Source organism: Rhizobium sp. P2_G2, from assembly GCF_056403555.1.
Map to the genome: position 1 here is coordinate 1 of NZ_JBFUFF010000129.1, position 15,563 is coordinate 15,563.

Consider the following 15,563-nt stretch of genomic DNA (forward strand, 5'->3'; position numbering starts at 1 on the left):
AGGCGGCACCCCATCCAATCTCCCCCCTTGAGTGGGAGATGTCCGGCAGGACAGAGGGGGGTGTCCCAGGCACCGTCCCTAAATACAAACCGAAAGGGAATGCCAATGCCCACCCCCCTCAAGATCATGTATCTCAACCCCGTCGCCGACAACCCGGACGTCGACCCGATCTTCGCCGACATGGCCCGCGACCACAAACTCCCCGGCACCGAAGTCCACGTCACCGCGCTGCCCAAGGCAGACTACGCCTTCTCCCACATCGAATTCCGCACCTATGAAGCCCTGGTCACCCGCGGCATCCTGCGCGCCGTCCGCGCCGCCGCTGCGGAAGGTTTTGACGCGCTCGCCATCGGCTGCTTCTACGACACCGCGCTGCACGACGCCCGCGAAATCTCCGGCGAGATGATCATCACCGCGCCCTGCTTCGCCGCCTGCGAGATCGCCTCCACCCTCTCCAACCGCTTCGGCATCATCATCGGCCGCAGAAAATGGACGTACCAGATGCAGTCCAACGTGCATGCCTATGGCCATGCCGAGCGCCTGGCCGGCTTCTACGATGTCGGCCTCGGCGTCGACGATTTCCAGAAAGACCATGCCGAAACCAACCGCCGCCTGCTCGCCGCCGGCCGCAAGGCGGTCGAGGAAGGCGGGGCAGAATCTTTGATCCTCGGCTGCACGATGGAGATCGGCTTCTACAAGCAATTGGAGCGCGAGCTCGGCGTGCCGGTGATCGACCCGTCCATCGCGGCCCTCAAACGCGCCGAATATGCCGCCATCCTCAAGCGCCAATGCGGCTGGGTACCCTCGCGCAAAGGCTCCTGCGAAGCGCCGACCGAGGAAGAAATGGCCCGCTTCGACGCCTTCGGCAGCAACGCGCCGGTGTTCGGCAGCCGGATCGTGGTGGAGGCGGCGTGACGGTTGCGCGTGATCGCTGACTACTTTTCCTGACCCGGCGAGATGCGTCTATCACGACGCTCACGCAATATCCGCAGCAGCAGGATGTACCAATAGACAGAGGAGCCAGCCGCGATGACCATCAAGGCGCCGACTTCGAAATTGAAGCGCACCGGATCAGTCGCCTGGCGGATCGTCCCGTACCTCTCGGATGTCGTGCCCGTATAGAGGTCCACGGAGGTGAAGAAGAGAGAAAGAACGGCGATGAGAGAAACTGCACGAAACAGTTTCATAGGGCTCGTAACGGGCTTCGGGGTCAACTGCGTCTCGTCCATGAACGACCGGAACGGTCATCGGCAATGATGACACTTCAACTGGGGTATCCAAACGTCCAGCTCAACCACCTCTGCAACTTAACGAACGATATATTTCGAATGAGGAGAAAACCATGACCGAACAAACCGCCAAACGCCTCGCCGCCCTGCGCGAAAAGATGACCGCCACCGCAACCGGCCTCATCGCGCTCGGCCCCGGCTCGCACATGCAATGGCTGCTCGGCTTCCATCCGCATCCCGACGAACGTCCCTGCCTGATCCTGGTCGGCCGCGAGAAGGAATGCTTCCTGATGCCGGTTCTCAATGCCGAAGGCAGCCGCGAATTCACCGATATCGAATTCTTCAACTGGGCTGATGACGTCGGCCCCGACCAGGCGCTTGCCGATGCGCTTGCCGCCATCGACGCCACCGCGCCCGGCAAGGTGGCGCTCGACGAAACCATGCGCGCCGATTTCGCCCTGCTGCTGCTCGACGCCCTGCCCGCCGACACTATCAGCGCCTTCACGCCCGAAACCGTCGGTGCGCTCCGCATGCGCAAGGACAGCGACGAATACAAGAAGATGAAGATGAATGCCGGCATTGCCGACCGCGCCATGCAGGCCGCCTTCGGCGCCATCAAGCCCGGCATGACCGAAAACCAGGTCGCCGACGCCATCAAGGGCCACTTCTCCTCCGAAGGTGCGTCGCCGCAATTCTATATCGTCGGCTCCGCCGGCAACGGCGCCTTCCCGCACCATTCCGCCAGCGAACGCGTCATCCAGGAAGGCGACGCCGTGGTCATCGATATCGGCGGCCGCAAGCAGGGCTTTCCGAGCGACATCACCCGCATGGCGGTGATCGGCGAGGCCCCCGAAGGCTATGGCCAGATCCATTCGATCGTCGAAAAGGCCGTGCAAGCGGCGCTGAAGGCCGCCCGCCCCGGCGTGCTCGCCAGGCAAGTCGACGCCGCCGCCCGCCAGGTGATCGCCGACGCCGGCTACGGCGAATTCTTCGTCCACCGCACCGGCCACGGCATGGGCATAGACGGCCACGAGCCGCCCTACATAACCGCCACCTCGGAAACCGTGCTCGAAGAAGGCATGGTCTTCTCGATCGAACCCGGTATCTACCTCCCCGGCCGCTTCGGCATCCGCCTGGAAGACATCGTCATCCTGCGCGAGGACGGGCCGGAGATTTTGTCTTCGCTGCCAAGAGAGACGCATTTCGTGCGGGTGTGATGGGTGTGGCGCTCGTGTGAGCGGGCGCCACCTCTGTAAACGGATTGACACTGCACATCTGTGAACTATAATTCACAATATGATCGAAGTCCGCCAGACCAAGATTTTCCTTGAATGGCTGCGGAGCTTGAAAGATTCGCGCGCGCAGGAGCGAATTGCCCAACGCATCGCCAGAGTTCAGGCAGGTTTGCTTGGCGATGCCAAGTTTTTCGACGGCATCGGAGAGTTACGCATCGACCACGGACCTGGCTATCGCCTCTATTTCGTCCAGCGCGGAAAGGTTCTGATCATTCTGCTTTGCGGTGGCGACAAGGGATCCCAGTCAAGGGACATCCAACGCGCCAAGGAAATAGCGAAGGATATGCGCCATGACAGTTGAAACCCTGCCCTTCGATGCCTCTGAATTCCTGGAAAGCCCGGAAGCGCAAGCCGAACTGATTGCCGACGCCTTCGAAAGCGGTGACGCTGCCTATATAGCGCATGCGCTCGGCATCGTTGCCAGGGCAAGAGGCATGACCAGCATCGCAAAAGATGCCGGCGTCACCCGCGAGGCCCTCTACAAAGCCTTGAGCGAGACCGGCGATCCCAAACTCTCGACATTGCTCGGCGTCGTCAAGGCTCTGGGACTACGGCTGTCGGCGACGCCCGAAACACATGCACCGGCGGCTCAATAAACCCCGTAACTCCTGCACACCTTGGCGATCTCGGCGTCCTTCTCGTCGGCCATCTGGATCGAGGCGAAGCCGGCTTTCTTGTCGCTGCCGGGGGGTGTCAGCAGGCCGAAGAAGGCTTTCGTCTTGGCGTGCTCTATCTGCTTCTGCTTGAAATTGGCAAAGCCGCAGACCGGCACCGCGCCGTCATCGGTCTTCTTGTTGACGAAGAAGATGCGGCGGAAGGTGACATAGGCGGGGTTCTTGAGCTGTTCGCGGATCGCATCCTTGATCAGCGGCATCCAGTCACCGGGCGGCGTCGTGCCTGCAGCGAAAGCGGGTTGAGCAATGGCGAATGCCAGCAACAGGACGGCAGGGGCGAATCTCGACATGACCATTTCCTCCGATTTTCACGCGGGAAGAAAGCACAAGTCGATCAAACCGTCGAGAGTTAAGGCGCTGATTGTGTGCAAGGGGCAAACAAGGCGGCCTGCGAGAACTCTCGCCAGGCGCTCAGCTGCGCTTGACAAAATACCTAGCAGTCCTATGTTAAAGTCAAATGGAACGGGACTGCTCGTTCGGCGTCGGGCCTCCGGGACTACCTGGAGGCTTTTCGCTTTTATGGAAAGATTTTCAAGCCGAATCCTTCTAACCTTCCATCCGGTCCCCTGCGAAACTTCGGTTCTACCAAGTCGTAAGCACGATTGGGCTGTTCAGGGTCGATAACATGCCTGGCAATGGGATAAGCGACCAGATCGGCGAGCTGAAGCCCGGTTGAATTGTGCTTTTTGTCCATGAAACGGATATCGAGGTTGGGCATTCTGCCAACGCGGTTTTGGCCATCGGCAATTCGCCGAAACTCCAATTCCAACTTGGCATCCTCTGGTGCGCCGCGCTTTTCGACCAGAACATGCGTGAGACTATCGGTTTGCTCATGTTCACGAAGCCACATTTGAAGGCGCTCCATGCAAAACCCTAACGCCATTTCGTAAGGGTTCTGCGGGTCCACATACCGATTGATGTGCTTCTGCTTGTCTATGGCGGCTGCGATAATTGTAAAATCGGAGCCCGCAACAAAATCGTTTATGCGATCAAAAAACATGTTGCGCGTATTCTCATTAAGAAGAATATTAAACTCGCCATGGCGTTTTCTGATTTCGTAGTTATGGAAAACAACGCAGTCATGCCCCCAAAAGTCAAACTTGAGATTTTGAGCGCTAGGGACAATATTGGCTGTATATTCGGTTTTTCGGACAATCAGAAAAACCAAAACGAATACCGGATTTTGCGGATTTATGGGGTTTAGACTATGATCCCCACTTTCATCGACATAAACGATATAATCGCCAAACCTCATAAGCTCGTTTAACATAGTGCCGGAGTTTGTGCAACTTGAGCGAGGGTTTTAGACAGCTATGAGGGGGCGTTCTACTATAATGCTGGGCGGGATCACTCTTGTCCTGTCCGGGTGCTTCGGCTGGTTCGCGATGGCTGACGACGGCCAGATCTACACCCTGTACCGGAATAGCCCGCTTGATGCCATGATGCGGATTCACATCGCCACCTTCGACACTTCAGACGGCGAGGCATACAACCAGGAAAACTCCGGCTTGGCGGCGAGCTTATTTCAGGCGCAACCTGGCATCACTACCAAGTTCTGGTGCGAAAAAGGACGCTATCACAAATAATCGTCGGCCCAAAACAGCTATCGATGGCTCCCCGTCATTTAACCGCCCCCTGGCTCAGCCCGCGAATAAACTGCCGTGAAAAAATCACGTAGAGCAGCACGAGCGGCACGATGCCGAGCGACAAAGCCGCGAGCAGCGCCGGATAATCGTTCATGAACTGGCCGACGAATTGCTGCACGCCGAGCGTCACCGTCTGGTTCTGCTTCGAGGGCGCGAGGATCAGCGGGAACCAGAGGTCGTTCCACACCGGCAGCATGGTCAGCGTCGCCACGGCCGCGAGCCCGGGTCGTACGATCGGCAGCGCGATCAGGAATGTGCGGAATTCGCCGGCGCCATCGATGCGCGCCGCCTCCTTGAGCTCGGTCGGCACGGTGCGGAAATAGGCGACCATCAGCGTCACCGCGATCGGAATGCTCATCGCCGTATAGACGAGGATCAGCGAGGTCAGCGTGTCGACCAGCCGCCAGGCGATCATGATTTCGAGGATCGGCACGGTGCCGAGCCGGATCGGCAGCATGATTCCGACGACGAACAGGCCGGCCAGGACCGGCGCCATTCTGAGCTTGTATTCCACCAGCGCGAAAGCGGCGAGCGCCGAGGTCACCACCGTCAGCACCACGGTCGTGACGGTGACGATCAGGCTGTTGAGATAATTGTCGGCGATATTGCCGCGGGTAAAGACGCGCGCATAACCATCGAGGCTGAAAGTGCGGCCATGCGGCAATTGGAACGGGCCGAGGAAGATGCCGGGCGTCGTCTTGAACGAGTTCATGATGACCAGCAGGATCGGGCCGAGCGCCAGCGCCACGAAGAACAGCAGCAGCAGGTGCACGGTGACGCGCTCGGCCGGCCAGCTCGATCTGCGCTTGTGAAATGTCCGGGTCATGGCGGGCCTCACAGCTGGACTTGTTTGAGCCTGCGCAGCACCAGCCAGAAATACAGCGCGGTGACGACCAGGATGAGGGTGAAGATCACGGTGGCGACGGTGGCGCCGAGATCGAGATCGGCGATCTGGCCGCTCGAGCCGAAGAAGGTGCGGTAGAACAAAGTGCCGAGAATGTCGGTCGAATAGTTCGGCCCAGGTGCCGAGCCGTTCAGTGCAAAGATCAGGTCGAAGCCGTTGAAGGTCCAGATATAGGTGAGGATGCAGATCAGCCCGAACTGCGGCAGGATGATCGGGAATTTAATGCCCCAGAAAATCCGCCAATTGCCGGCACCATCGATCCGCGCCGCCTCGACAATATCCTCCGGCACGGCGATCAGCGCCGAATAGAGGAAGATCATGGGAATGCCGACATATTGCCAGACCGACATCAGCGAGATCGTCGGCAATGCGGTGAGTTCATTGCCGAGCAGCGGAAAGCTGACGAAGCCCCAGAGCGGATTGATGATCAACCGCCAGATGAAGCCGACAATGACGACGGAAAGCGTCGCCGGGATGAACAGCAGCGTCCGGTAGACGCCTTCGGAACGCTTGAGCAGACCGGAGGTCAGCAGCGCCGCCATCAGCAGGCCGACGGGGACCTCGACGATCAGGTGGATGAGGAAATATTCGAAATTGTTGACCAGTGCATTCCAGAACCGGGCGCTGGTGACCGGGTGGGTGAAGAGCGTGACGTAGTTCGCCAGCCCAACAAACGTGCGGCCGCCGGGGGCGTCGGAATCGAAGAAGCTCATCAGGATCGAGGCGACCAGCGGCAGCACGGCGAAGGCGAGGTAGATGGCGAGCGCGGGCAGGACAAAGAGGATCAGGCTGCGGCGCTGGGTGGTGAGGATGTGGGATTTAGGCATGCAGCGACGCCCCTTCGATAGCGGCGGCCTCTTTCACGCACTGTGTGTGGGGCATACCCCCCTCTGCCCTGCCGGGCATCTCCCCCTCAAGGGGGGAGATTGATGCGCGGCTGCCGCTCGCCCCGACCTCAAAGCTTGCAGTAGAACCGAGAGTGCGCCCCCAGCCAATCTCCCCCCTTGAGGGGGAGATGTCCGGCAGGACAGAGGGGGGTAGCCCCAGGCTCCGAGTTGGGGGTAACCCCACACACCAATCAGCAAGAGAAAGAAACTGCGTCACTCAGGTCTCCGTGGACCGATATCGATAGACAAACAAAAGCCCCACGCACCGCCCCTGCGGCGCGTGAGGCCTCGACCTTACGGCTTACTTCTTCTGCGGACCATACCAGGAAGACAGGCCCTTCTGCAGTTCGGCGACCGCCTTTTCCGGCGTCACGTCGTCGCCGTTCATCATCGTCTGCAGCACGCGCCAGGTATCGTCGTCGAGCGGGGGATTGCCGGAGCTCAGGCGGTCGAGCGCCAGGCGCGGCGTCAGCTTGGCGCCCGTCTTCAGGTCAGCCCATTTCTGCGCCAGCGCATTCTTGTAGGTCACCTTCTGGTCGCTCATGGCGAAGAAGCCGGGGGCTTCGTTGACATAGGCTTCCTGGAATTCCGGACCGGCGAGCCAGTTCAAAAATTCCTTGGCGGCGTCCATATGCGCGCTCTTGGCATTGATGCCGATCGCCATGTCGGGCATTTCCTGCAGATAGCGCTGGTCACCATCCTTGGCCACCGGCGGGCCGAACACGCCGACATTCAAACCCGTCGAGGCAGCCTGGTTGATGTCCCAGGAACCATCAGGCAGAATCGCCGCCTTGCCGATGGTGAAGAGCTGCGTCATGTCAGGGTAGTTGAGGCTCTGGTAGCCGCTCGGCAGATAGGGCTTCCAGGCGTCGAAGGCTTTGAACGCTTCGATGAATTCCGGATCGGTCAGCTTCTTGGAGCCATCGATCAGGCCGAGACGACCTTCCTCGCCCTTCCAGTAGGTCGGGCCGATGCTGTAGAGGCCGTTATAGGCAAGCTGCCACGATTCGGCCGAGCCATAGGCGAGCGGCTGGTATTTGCCGCTGTCCTTGATCTTCTTCAGCACGGCGATGAATTCATCCTGGGTCTTCGGCGGCTCTATGCCGAGTTCCTTGAAGATATCGACATTGTAGAAGAAGCCCGCGAGAACGGCGGCCACCGGCAGGCAGAAGGACGTGCCCTTGTCGTCGGTCCAGGCGGCGCGCGACGTGTCGTCGAAATGCTTGAGGCCTTCGAGCCCGGTCAGCGGCGCATAATAGCCGCGCTTGATCCAGTCGCGGTTGACGTCGAACGGGCGGCAGGTGATCAGGTCGGGGCCGGCGCCGGCTTCCATCTGCGACTGGATCGCCGCATTGTATTCATTGGTATTGATCGGGGCGAATTCGACCTTGATATCGGGATGCTTGGCCTCGAACAGCGGCAGAATCTTGTCCTGCCACACCGCCAGGTCCTCCGTGCGCCAGCTGCCCAGTTTCAGGGTAACGGCATCTGCGGCAAGGGCGCTGCCGGCCGTGGCCATCAGGCCCAGCGAAGCCAGCACGCAGCCCATCAATCCATGTGAACGCATTGGTAGTCTCCCCTTTTATGAAAGGTTTTGAAATTCCTCCGCCGCGGCGGTTCTCCCTCCCGCAGCCAACTTTTGGAAGATACCTCCTAATACCAGTTATGACAAGACATCTTTTTTATTTCCCATTTTTGTCTTATGTGGTATGCATCGGCAAAATCGATTTCGGCCACAAGAGAATGTGCCGGAAAACATTCAGGAGGAATGCATGATCGGGGTGGGGATGCTCGGCTCGGGGTTTATCGGGGACTGCTATGCGGATTCACTGCTCGACGTCCGCAATGCCGAACTGGTGGCCTGCACCTCACGCAATGCCGAGCGTTCGGCCGAGTTTGCCAGGAAGTGGGGACCCGGCGTCACTGCCCATCCGACCATGGATGCCGTCTGTGCCGACCCGCGTGTGCAGATCGTCGTCATTGCGCTGCCCAATGAAGTGCATCTCGAAGCCACCCGCATCGCCGCCAGGCATGGCAAGGCGGTGATCTGCACCAAGCCACTCGCCCGCACCGAGAAGGAAGCGGCGGAAATGCTGAAGATCGTGCTCGATGCCGGCATCTGGCATGGCTATGCCGAAAGTGCCGTGTTCTCGCCCAAGATCGCCAAGGCCTATGACATGCTGAAAGCCGGCGGCATCGGCAAATTGCTGACCATGCGCGCCCGTGAAGGTCATTCCGGCCCGCATGCGCCGCATTTCTGGAATGCCGAGACGGCCGGCGGCGGCGCGCTGCTCGATATGGGCTGCCACACGGTCGAATCGGCGCGGCATTTCTTCGGCAAGGACAATCCGGTCGTCGAGGTCATGGCCTGGGGCGCCACCATGGTGCACACCGACAAGACCACCGGCGAGGATGCCTGCATCGTGCTCTTGAAATTCGCCGGCGGCGAGCTGGCCTCGCTCGAATCCTCCTGGATCGAGAAGGGCGGCATGCAGTTGCGCCACGAGCTTGTCGGCTCCGAAGGCCGCATCGTCACCGACAGTTCCGTCGGCCCGGTCTGGGGCTTTGTTTCCCATTCGGTCGGTTACACCGTCGAAAAGGCCGACAGCGACACCGGCTGGGTCTATCCGGTGCCGGAAGAAACCCGTGCCTACGGCTTTTCGCAGCAGATGCGCCATTTTGTCGATTGCTTCGCTGCCGGCAAAGCGCCGATGGAAACCTATGAGGATGGTGTTATCGTCAACCGCATTATCGATGCGTGCTATCGCTCGATGAAGACGAAGCAATGGGAACAGGTGGCGGCAAACTGATGGTTGGCAAGGTCGGCACGGTGGCGCGCCTCGACGAGAATTCACCCGAACCGCTCTGGCAGCAGGCTGCCCGGGCGATCACGCGCGAAATCGCCTCAACGAAAATGCCGTCCGGCAGTCGCCTGCCGCCTGAACGCGACCTCTTGACCCGCCTCTCCATCAGCCGCGTGACCCTGCGCAAGGCGCTGCACAGCCTGGTAAGCTCCGGCGTGCTGGTCTCCTCGCATGGCCGCGGCTGGTATGTCGCCACCGAAGCGCATCAGGAATTTCCGCAGACGCTGGAATCCTTCAGCGAGACTGCCGCCCGGCTGGGCCTGACGCCCTCTTCCGAAGTGCTGCGCGCCCAGGAAGCGCCGGCCACGCTGGATGAAGCGGAAGAACTCTCGGTCGCGCCGGGCTCGCCGGTCTTCCACCTCGAGCGCGTGCGCAAACTGGATGACGTGCCGGTCGCCGTCGACATCTCCTACTTTCCCGCGATCCGCGGCCTGGACGTCTCGGCAATCGATTTCTCCAAGGCGTCGCTCTTCCGCCTGCTGATGGATGCCGGCTTCGACCTTGCCCGCGCCGATTCGACCATCGAGGCGCGTGCCGCCGATGCGACGCTGGCGCGCCATCTCGGCATCGAGACCGGCATGCCGGTGCTCGCCATGTGGCAATTGATCGAGGACGCCAATGGCCGGCCGGTCTGCTCGTCCTCCATCACCTATGCCGGCGATCGCTATCGCCTGAGAACCAGCTTTTCCCGCATCGGCAAGCCTGCCGGATAGATCATCGAGGGGACCGAACCGCAATCGCAATTTTCGCGACGACATGGAGAGCCCGGAGGATCGCCTCGCGGGCACCGGTCGAACGCGGCCTGAATTCTGAAGGAGACAGACGTGGTCAAGGGTTACATTTCTCTCGCCGAAGCGCGCGCCGCCCAGGCCGACCGGCTGGATGCCGCAGTCGCGGCAATCGGCGGCGAGGTTTTTCGCGCCCGCGAGGCCGGCGCGCTGGCTGGTCCGGGGCCGATCTTCCTCGGCATCGGCGCCAGCTTTGCGGCGAGCGCCGCCGCTGTCTGGACGCTGCGCGCCCGCGGCGTGCATGCGCTCAGGCTCAATGCCGGCGAATATCCCATCCCCTTTCCCGCCACCGATCACCCGCTGATCGGCGTGTCGCAGAGCGGCAAGAGCGCCGAGACGCTCGCCGTGTTCAATTCCATCGACCCGACACTGCGCATTTCCGTCGTCAACGCCAAGGATTCACCGATCGCGGCGATCTCCGCCGCCAATATCTCGCTCGGCGCCATTCCCGACAGCTATGCCTCGACCATCGGCTACACCGCCACCGTGATGGCGCTGGGCATGGTGGCCGAAGCCTGGAACGACGGCGAGATCGACCCGTCCTGGGCCAACATCGCGCCAGCCGTCCGCGCCGTCGAAACCCTGCTCGCCGAACGTATCAACGAACTCGTAAGCCGGCTAAACGACGCCCATTATGCCGATTGCGCCGCCATCGCCTCTTCCGTCGGCTCGGCAGAAGTCGGCGCGCTGCTGCTGCGCGAAATCGCCCGCATCCCCGCCACCGGCATGTCGACGCGACAATATCTGCACGGCGCGATGGAATCGGCCGGCCGCGGCGCCCATATCCTCTTCGGCGACGAACGCGAGATCGAGCTGGCAAGCACGCTGGCCCGCGCCGGCCATGAAACCATTCTCGTCAGCCCGCTCTCCGTCGCCGAGGAAGCCCATCTCAGCCATATCGCGCTGCCGTCTGTCTCGCCGGCGCAGCGCCCCATTCTCGAAGCCGTGGTCATGCAGACGCTCGCGGTCGAAACTGCTATAGCCCGCGGGCTCGACCCGGATGCCTTCGTCTTCGAGCACAATGACACCAAGGTTGCCTGACATGACCTATGCACTGATCGCGCTAGACATCGGCGGCACCAAGGCGCATCTCGTCATCGAAACCCTCGACGGCAAGCGCATCATCGACACGCTGATCCCCAGCCAGGATTGGGATGCCGAGCCGGTCGCAGAAGGTGCGGCCTGGATCGCCGGCAAGCTCAAGGCGCATGTCCCCGCCGACCTCAAAATCGCCTCGCTGGCCTTCGGCGCCCAGGGCATCAACAGCGCGACAATCGCCCGCGACCTGACCGCCGAACTGGCCAAGCTCGGCTACCAGGTCACCGCCGTCAACGACGCGGCACTGATCGTCGCCGCCGCCGGCTTCGACCAGGGCATCGGCATCATCGCCGGCACCGGCGCCATCGGCGTCGGCAAGGATGCTTCCGGCGCCCACATGGCCGCCGGCGGCTGGGGTTCGGTCATCGGCGACGAGGGCGGCGCAGCAGCACTGGTCCGCGAAGCCACCCGAGCAGCACTCAGGGCACTCGACGAAGGCAGACCGGACGATGGCTTGCTCTCTGCCCTGATCGCAGACTTCGGTGTCGCCGATGCCGAGCGCCTGACCCGCAAGGTCAATGACGAACCGACCGCCGAGAACTGGGCGCCGCATTGCCCCGCCGTGTTTGCCGCCGCCGAGGCCGGCTCGGCCCTGGCGCAGAAGGTGATCCGGGAGGGCGGCGAATATCTGGCAGCCCTGGTCGGCCGGCTCCTCGCCCGCGGCGCCACCGGCACCGACATCGTCGTCGCCGGCAGCGTCATCGTCAACCAGCAGCGGCTGTTCGACGCCTTCGCCGCGGCGGTCCACGCGGCCCATCCGGAGCTGAAAATCCACAAGCTGACGGTCAGCCCGGTCGAGGGTGCCGTGTTCCTGGCGCGCAGGACTGCTTAACGAAACTGGCCGATTTTTCGTCGCAATGCCGGTTCGCTCCTTTAAATCTTAACCCCGATACCGCATATTCAGCTGCGATCGTTGAAGCGAGGGCTTGGGTGAATGGAACCGGCAAACATGCCTGAAACACGTCGCAAGCTGACGACGATCTTCTCCGCCGACGTCCAGGACTATACGCGCCTGATGGGCATCGACGAGGAAGGCACGCTCGTCACCCTCAAACGCTATCGCGACGCGATGTCGGCGGTGATCCAGTCGCATGGCGGCCGGGTTATCAACACCTGGGGCGACGGCCTGATCGCCGAATTCCCCAGCGTCGTCGAGGCCGTCCGCGCCGCGATCGACACCCAGAACGAACTGGCCGGCTACAATGCCGGCACGCCGAGCGAAAAGCAGATGCTGTTCCGCATCGGTATCAATCTCGGCGACGTGATCGAGGTCGGCGACGACATCTATGGCGACGGCGTCAACATCGCCGCCCGCCTGCAGGGCTCGGCCCTGCCTGGCGGCATCGTCATCTCCAACACAGTCTACGACCAGGTCCGCAACAAGGTGACCGTCGCCTTCGACTTCCTCGGCCCGCTACAGGTGAAGAACGTCACCGAGGCCGTGCCGAGCTACTCGGTCCGCGTCGGCGAAGCGCCGGCTGCCGGCTGGGCACGCTCGCGCGACGTCCCACAGCGCCCGCCAAGGCCACCGGTTTCCGAACGCGAAGAACTCTTCTTCCAGCCAGGCAGCCCGGCCATGTATCGCGGCCTGGCCGGTGCCGCGATCATCGTCACGCTGGTCAACCTCTTCACCGAGCCCCACGACTTCTGGGCCAAATGGCCGCTCACCGTCTTCGCCATCGTCGCCGCGCTTCAATGGTCCCGCACTCAACGCCGCTTCGACCGCCGCACCTCCTCGCTGCTCGTCATGGGCCTGGGATTAGCGGCGATCAATGTGCTCACGGGCGGATTGTGGGTGCAGTGGCCGCTGCTGGCGATCGCGGTCCTGATCACGCTCCGGTGGCTGGGGTTGCGGCGGTGATTTCTGGCCGGTAGCGGTCGGTCAGTTGTGATCATTCCGGCGGCTATCTCTGCGCGGAAGGCAGGATGCGAAGGATGATAATCTCATAGCCGGGAACGTCGTGGACGGCGATGCAGCAGGTGCTGGATCCTCGAGACTCACGGCGGCATCGAGGGGGGCGGACAACTTGTTCGACTGCAGGATCGGTGCTATTTTAATTCCCGAAAATAGGACACGCTCTGGGGGCAGGACGTCCCCTTGTATTTCGGCCCGCCTGACGGGTTGAACATGGCCCAAGCGGTCCAAATGATCAGATTGCGTTCGGCATTGCCTGCCCCTGGCAGGCGGGGGAGGAACAGCGCATGGCAAGGATCGTGATCTATGGGGCGCTCGACGATGACTTCAATGAGGAATTGTGGAAGACGGATGGCACAGCGGCCGGAACCGTCGAGATCACACCGGGTCTGAATGCGAATCAAGGCGGAATCAACCCGGCATTCCTCACGCTCCTCGGCAAGCATCTGTTCTTCGAGGGCACGAATGCGAACGGCAAATTCGGCCTCTGGGAAACCGATGGGACCGCGAAGGGGACGCACGAGGTCACCGGCATCCACAAGGCCAATCCGGACGGGCTCGGCCCGGGTTATTTCACAGCCTACAGGCACAAGCTGCTCTTTCGCGGCGAAGCCGGGGTCTCGGGCAATGAGGTGCCGGGCCTCTGGATGACCGACGGGACCGCGAAGGGGACGGTCGAGATCGGCGGCGTGGGCAACAAGCAGATCGCCAATGCCTATTCGGGCGGCCTGCTGCCGAGCGATCCGCACTTCACCGCGTTCGGCAATATCGTGCTGTTCAACGGCCGCGACAAGGCCGGCAATGTCGGGCTCTGGGAAACCGACGGCACGGTGAAGGGGACATTCGAGCTTGCCCCGATCAAAGGCGCTGTCAAGGTCGGAAGTCCGGGCAGCGATATTCAGCCGCGCGACTTTGCCGTGGACGGCAACAAGGTTCTGTTCGCCGGGGCCGACCTGCGGGACACGCCCGGCTCGCTTTGGGTGACCGACGGGACCGCGAAGGGAACGCATGAGATCGGCGGCCAGGGCAATAAGGACATCAAGGGATCGCCTGATGGTTTCAACCATCAATTTACCTCGGAACTGCCGATGGGCATCCAGCCCGAGGGTTTGACGACCTTCGGCAAGCTCGTCCTGTTTGCGGGCTATGACGACACGCTCAATTCCAGCGGCTACTATGCCCACACCGATGCGCTCTGGGTCAGCGACGGCACGGCGGCGGGCACGGTCGAGATCGGTGGCCACGGCAATAAGGGGATCACGGGCGCCAATGCGGCCAAGGATGGCGGGTTGTTCTGGAGCGGCAGCATCGCCTATCCGGATTTCACCGTCCTCAACCACAAGGCGTTGTTCGTTGGCTACGATTCCCACGGCCATGTCGGCCTCTGGAGCACCGACGGCACGGCAAAGGGCACTGTGGAGGTGGGCGGCCTCGGCAATGCGGGGATCAAGGGCGGTTTGCGGCTCGATGGCACGAGCAATCCCGATTTCACCGTCTACGGCGATGTCGCCGTCTTCCACGCCTACGACGGCAGCAATCATTCGGGGCTCTGGGTGACGGATGGCACGGCGAAGGGGACCCACGAGATTTCAACGCCTGATTTCGGCAGCCCGAATTCCGTCGAAGGGCCGGATTTCACGGTCTTCAACCTCGGAAGCAGCAAGACATCCAAGCTGACGGCTCATGCGAACAAGGTCACGGAGGAATCCGGCGCCGACGATACCATTCATGGTACGAAAGGGCACGACCGCCTGGTTGGCGGCATTGGCGACGACCTGTTCCATGGCGGCAAAGGGTCCGATACCTTCGTTTTCGCCTCGGGCGGTGGCCATGACGCAATCGCCGACTTCAAGGTCGGGGATCACGATGTGATCGATTTGAGAGCGCTGCCTGACATCACCAACTTCGATCAACTGAAGCATCATATCGAAGACACCGACAAAGGCGCCCTCATGACCGCTGACGACGGATCGACGATGCTGATCAAAGGCGTGCATGTCCATGATCTTGGTCGGGATGCGTTTGTGTTCTGACGCAGTCACACGGGATCAGAGCGCCATTCTATGAGGAATGGCGCCAGCCGACGAGATATTTTCTGGCTTCGACGTTGCGTTTGGCAGGAGCGCCGCAGCGGCCTCCCTCTTCTCCCCAGCGGGGAGAAGGTGGCGCGAAGCGCCGGATGAGGGGGACACCTCACCCGCGAAGCCCCCTCATCTGCCCTGCGGGCATCTTCTCCCCGAGGGGAGAAGAGGGAACCAACCGG

General features: G+C 61.7%; 17 protein-coding genes. 11 read left to right on the forward strand and 6 right to left on the reverse strand.

The annotated features are described in order from the left end of the window. Positions 1 to 105 precede the first annotated feature (105 nt). Complete coding sequence (locus AC1D06_RS37975) at positions 106 to 915, forward strand: aspartate/glutamate racemase family protein (protein WP_477990767.1); 810 nt, start codon at positions 106 to 108, stop codon at positions 913 to 915. 20 nt (positions 916 to 935) lie between these two features. Here the strand turns inward: AC1D06_RS37975 and AC1D06_RS37980 are convergent, their stop codons facing one another. Then, positions 936 to 1,187: a hypothetical protein gene (locus AC1D06_RS37980; RefSeq protein WP_477990768.1), complete on the reverse strand. Its 252-nt coding sequence runs from the start codon at positions 1,185 to 1,187 to the stop codon at positions 936 to 938. A 155-nt stretch (positions 1,188 to 1,342) separates the two neighbouring features. On the opposite strand from AC1D06_RS37980, the gene AC1D06_RS37985 reads away from it, so the two are divergent. The 3 genes from AC1D06_RS37985 to AC1D06_RS37995 all read left to right on the forward strand — a co-directional run bounded on the left by AC1D06_RS37985 (position 1,343) and on the right by AC1D06_RS37995 (position 3,120). Then, on the forward strand, positions 1,343 to 2,446 hold the full coding sequence (locus tag AC1D06_RS37985; RefSeq protein ID WP_477990769.1) for a M24 family metallopeptidase: 1,104 nt from the start codon (positions 1,343 to 1,345) through the stop codon (positions 2,444 to 2,446). Positions 2,447 to 2,525: 79 nt separating this feature from the next. Continuing rightward, positions 2,526 to 2,825: a type II toxin-antitoxin system RelE/ParE family toxin gene (locus tag AC1D06_RS37990; protein ID WP_477990770.1), complete on the forward strand. Its 300-nt coding sequence runs from the start codon at positions 2,526 to 2,528 to the stop codon at positions 2,823 to 2,825. Beyond that, positions 2,815 to 3,120 carry an addiction module antidote protein gene (locus AC1D06_RS37995; RefSeq protein ID WP_477990771.1) on the forward strand — a complete coding sequence of 102 codons (306 nt, stop codon included), beginning with the start codon at positions 2,815 to 2,817 and terminating at the stop codon, positions 3,118 to 3,120. The genes AC1D06_RS37990 and AC1D06_RS37995 overlap by 11 nt, the downstream gene beginning before the upstream one ends. Here AC1D06_RS37995 and AC1D06_RS38000 read toward each other — a convergent pair. Both AC1D06_RS38000 and AC1D06_RS38005 read right to left on the reverse strand, forming a co-directional pair. Then, a complete protein-coding gene (locus tag AC1D06_RS38000) occupies positions 3,114 to 3,488 on the reverse strand; it encodes a hypothetical protein (RefSeq protein WP_477990772.1) in 375 nt (124 codons plus the stop codon). The two genes, AC1D06_RS37995 and AC1D06_RS38000, sit on opposite strands and share 7 nt — an antisense overlap. 227 nt (positions 3,489 to 3,715) lie before the next feature. Next, positions 3,716 to 4,468 carry a DUF3800 domain-containing protein gene (locus AC1D06_RS38005; RefSeq protein WP_477990773.1) on the reverse strand — a complete coding sequence of 251 codons (753 nt, stop codon included), beginning with the start codon at positions 4,466 to 4,468 and terminating at the stop codon, positions 3,716 to 3,718. 64 nt (positions 4,469 to 4,532) lie between these two features. Between AC1D06_RS38005 and AC1D06_RS38010 the strand changes: the two genes are divergently transcribed. Then, positions 4,533 to 4,784 (forward strand): hypothetical protein, encoded by a 252-nt coding sequence (locus tag AC1D06_RS38010; protein WP_477990774.1) that lies wholly within the window; start codon positions 4,533 to 4,535, stop codon positions 4,782 to 4,784. Between the two features lie 34 nt (positions 4,785 to 4,818). On the opposite strand, the gene AC1D06_RS38015 is transcribed toward AC1D06_RS38010, so the two are convergent. From AC1D06_RS38015 to AC1D06_RS38025, 3 genes are all read right to left on the reverse strand, one after another. Continuing rightward, entirely contained in the window at positions 4,819 to 5,670 is an 852-nt protein-coding gene (locus AC1D06_RS38015; protein WP_477990775.1) for a carbohydrate ABC transporter permease, read from the reverse strand. An 8-nt stretch (positions 5,671 to 5,678) separates the two neighbouring features. Beyond that, complete coding sequence (locus AC1D06_RS38020) at positions 5,679 to 6,575, reverse strand: carbohydrate ABC transporter permease (RefSeq protein ID WP_477990776.1); 897 nt, start codon at positions 6,573 to 6,575, stop codon at positions 5,679 to 5,681. Positions 6,576 to 6,936: 361 nt separating this feature from the next. Then, positions 6,937 to 8,202 (reverse strand): ABC transporter substrate-binding protein, encoded by a 1,266-nt coding sequence (locus tag AC1D06_RS38025; protein WP_477990777.1) that lies wholly within the window; start codon positions 8,200 to 8,202, stop codon positions 6,937 to 6,939. A 205-nt stretch (positions 8,203 to 8,407) separates the two neighbouring features. Between AC1D06_RS38025 and AC1D06_RS38030 the strand changes: the two genes are divergently transcribed. The 6 genes from AC1D06_RS38030 (at position 8,408) to AC1D06_RS38055 (ending at position 15,333) form a co-directional block, all read left to right on the forward strand. Then, on the forward strand, positions 8,408 to 9,445 hold the full coding sequence (locus AC1D06_RS38030) for a Gfo/Idh/MocA family protein (protein ID WP_477990778.1): 1,038 nt from the start codon (positions 8,408 to 8,410) through the stop codon (positions 9,443 to 9,445). Continuing rightward, a complete protein-coding gene (locus AC1D06_RS38035) occupies positions 9,421 to 10,212 on the forward strand; it encodes a GntR family transcriptional regulator (protein ID WP_477881429.1) in 792 nt (263 codons plus the stop codon). Before AC1D06_RS38030 ends, AC1D06_RS38035 begins: the two co-directional genes overlap by 25 nt. Positions 10,213 to 10,323: 111 nt before the next feature. After that, entirely contained in the window at positions 10,324 to 11,328 is a 1,005-nt protein-coding gene (locus tag AC1D06_RS38040) for an SIS domain-containing protein (RefSeq protein ID WP_477881430.1), read from the forward strand. 1 nt (position 11,329) lies between these two features. Continuing rightward, entirely contained in the window at positions 11,330 to 12,217 is an 888-nt protein-coding gene (locus AC1D06_RS38045) for an N-acetylglucosamine kinase (RefSeq protein ID WP_477990779.1), read from the forward strand. Positions 12,218 to 12,334: 117 nt separating this feature from the next. Next, positions 12,335 to 13,246: an adenylate/guanylate cyclase domain-containing protein gene (locus tag AC1D06_RS38050; RefSeq protein WP_477990780.1), complete on the forward strand. Its 912-nt coding sequence runs from the start codon at positions 12,335 to 12,337 to the stop codon at positions 13,244 to 13,246. 341 nt (positions 13,247 to 13,587) lie between these two features. Beyond that, positions 13,588 to 15,333 (forward strand): hypothetical protein, encoded by a 1,746-nt coding sequence (locus AC1D06_RS38055; RefSeq protein WP_477990781.1) that lies wholly within the window; start codon positions 13,588 to 13,590, stop codon positions 15,331 to 15,333. Positions 15,334 to 15,563: the final 230 nt, after the last annotated feature.

What these genes read in the sequence shown, in the direction of transcription:
- AC1D06_RS37975 (WP_477990767.1), top strand. Translation starts at nt 106, where the DNA reads ATGCCCACCCCCCTCAAGATCATGTATCTCAACCCCGTCGCCGACAAC.
- AC1D06_RS37980 (WP_477990768.1), bottom strand. Translation starts at nt 1,187, where the DNA reads ATGAAACTGTTTCGTGCAGTTTCTCTCATCGCCGTTCTTTCTCTCTTC.
- AC1D06_RS37985 (WP_477990769.1), top strand. Translation starts at nt 1,343, where the DNA reads ATGACCGAACAAACCGCCAAACGCCTCGCCGCCCTGCGCGAAAAGATG.
- AC1D06_RS37990 (WP_477990770.1), top strand. Translation starts at nt 2,526, where the DNA reads ATGATCGAAGTCCGCCAGACCAAGATTTTCCTTGAATGGCTGCGGAGC.
- AC1D06_RS37995 (WP_477990771.1), top strand. Translation starts at nt 2,815, where the DNA reads ATGACAGTTGAAACCCTGCCCTTCGATGCCTCTGAATTCCTGGAAAGC.
- AC1D06_RS38000 (WP_477990772.1), bottom strand. Translation starts at nt 3,488, where the DNA reads ATGTCGAGATTCGCCCCTGCCGTCCTGTTGCTGGCATTCGCCATTGCT.
- AC1D06_RS38005 (WP_477990773.1), bottom strand. Translation starts at nt 4,468, where the DNA reads ATGTTAAACGAGCTTATGAGGTTTGGCGATTATATCGTTTATGTCGAT.
- AC1D06_RS38010 (WP_477990774.1), top strand. Translation starts at nt 4,533, where the DNA reads ATGCTGGGCGGGATCACTCTTGTCCTGTCCGGGTGCTTCGGCTGGTTC.
- AC1D06_RS38015 (WP_477990775.1), bottom strand. Translation starts at nt 5,670, where the DNA reads ATGACCCGGACATTTCACAAGCGCAGATCGAGCTGGCCGGCCGAGCGC.
- AC1D06_RS38020 (WP_477990776.1), bottom strand. Translation starts at nt 6,575, where the DNA reads ATGCCTAAATCCCACATCCTCACCACCCAGCGCCGCAGCCTGATCCTC.
- AC1D06_RS38025 (WP_477990777.1), bottom strand. Translation starts at nt 8,202, where the DNA reads ATGCGTTCACATGGATTGATGGGCTGCGTGCTGGCTTCGCTGGGCCTG.
- AC1D06_RS38030 (WP_477990778.1), top strand. Translation starts at nt 8,408, where the DNA reads ATGATCGGGGTGGGGATGCTCGGCTCGGGGTTTATCGGGGACTGCTAT.
- AC1D06_RS38035 (WP_477881429.1), top strand. Translation starts at nt 9,421, where the DNA reads ATGGGAACAGGTGGCGGCAAACTGATGGTTGGCAAGGTCGGCACGGTG.
- AC1D06_RS38045 (WP_477990779.1), top strand. Translation starts at nt 11,330, where the DNA reads ATGACCTATGCACTGATCGCGCTAGACATCGGCGGCACCAAGGCGCAT.
- AC1D06_RS38050 (WP_477990780.1), top strand. Translation starts at nt 12,335, where the DNA reads ATGCCTGAAACACGTCGCAAGCTGACGACGATCTTCTCCGCCGACGTC.
- AC1D06_RS38055 (WP_477990781.1), top strand. Translation starts at nt 13,588, where the DNA reads ATGGCAAGGATCGTGATCTATGGGGCGCTCGACGATGACTTCAATGAG.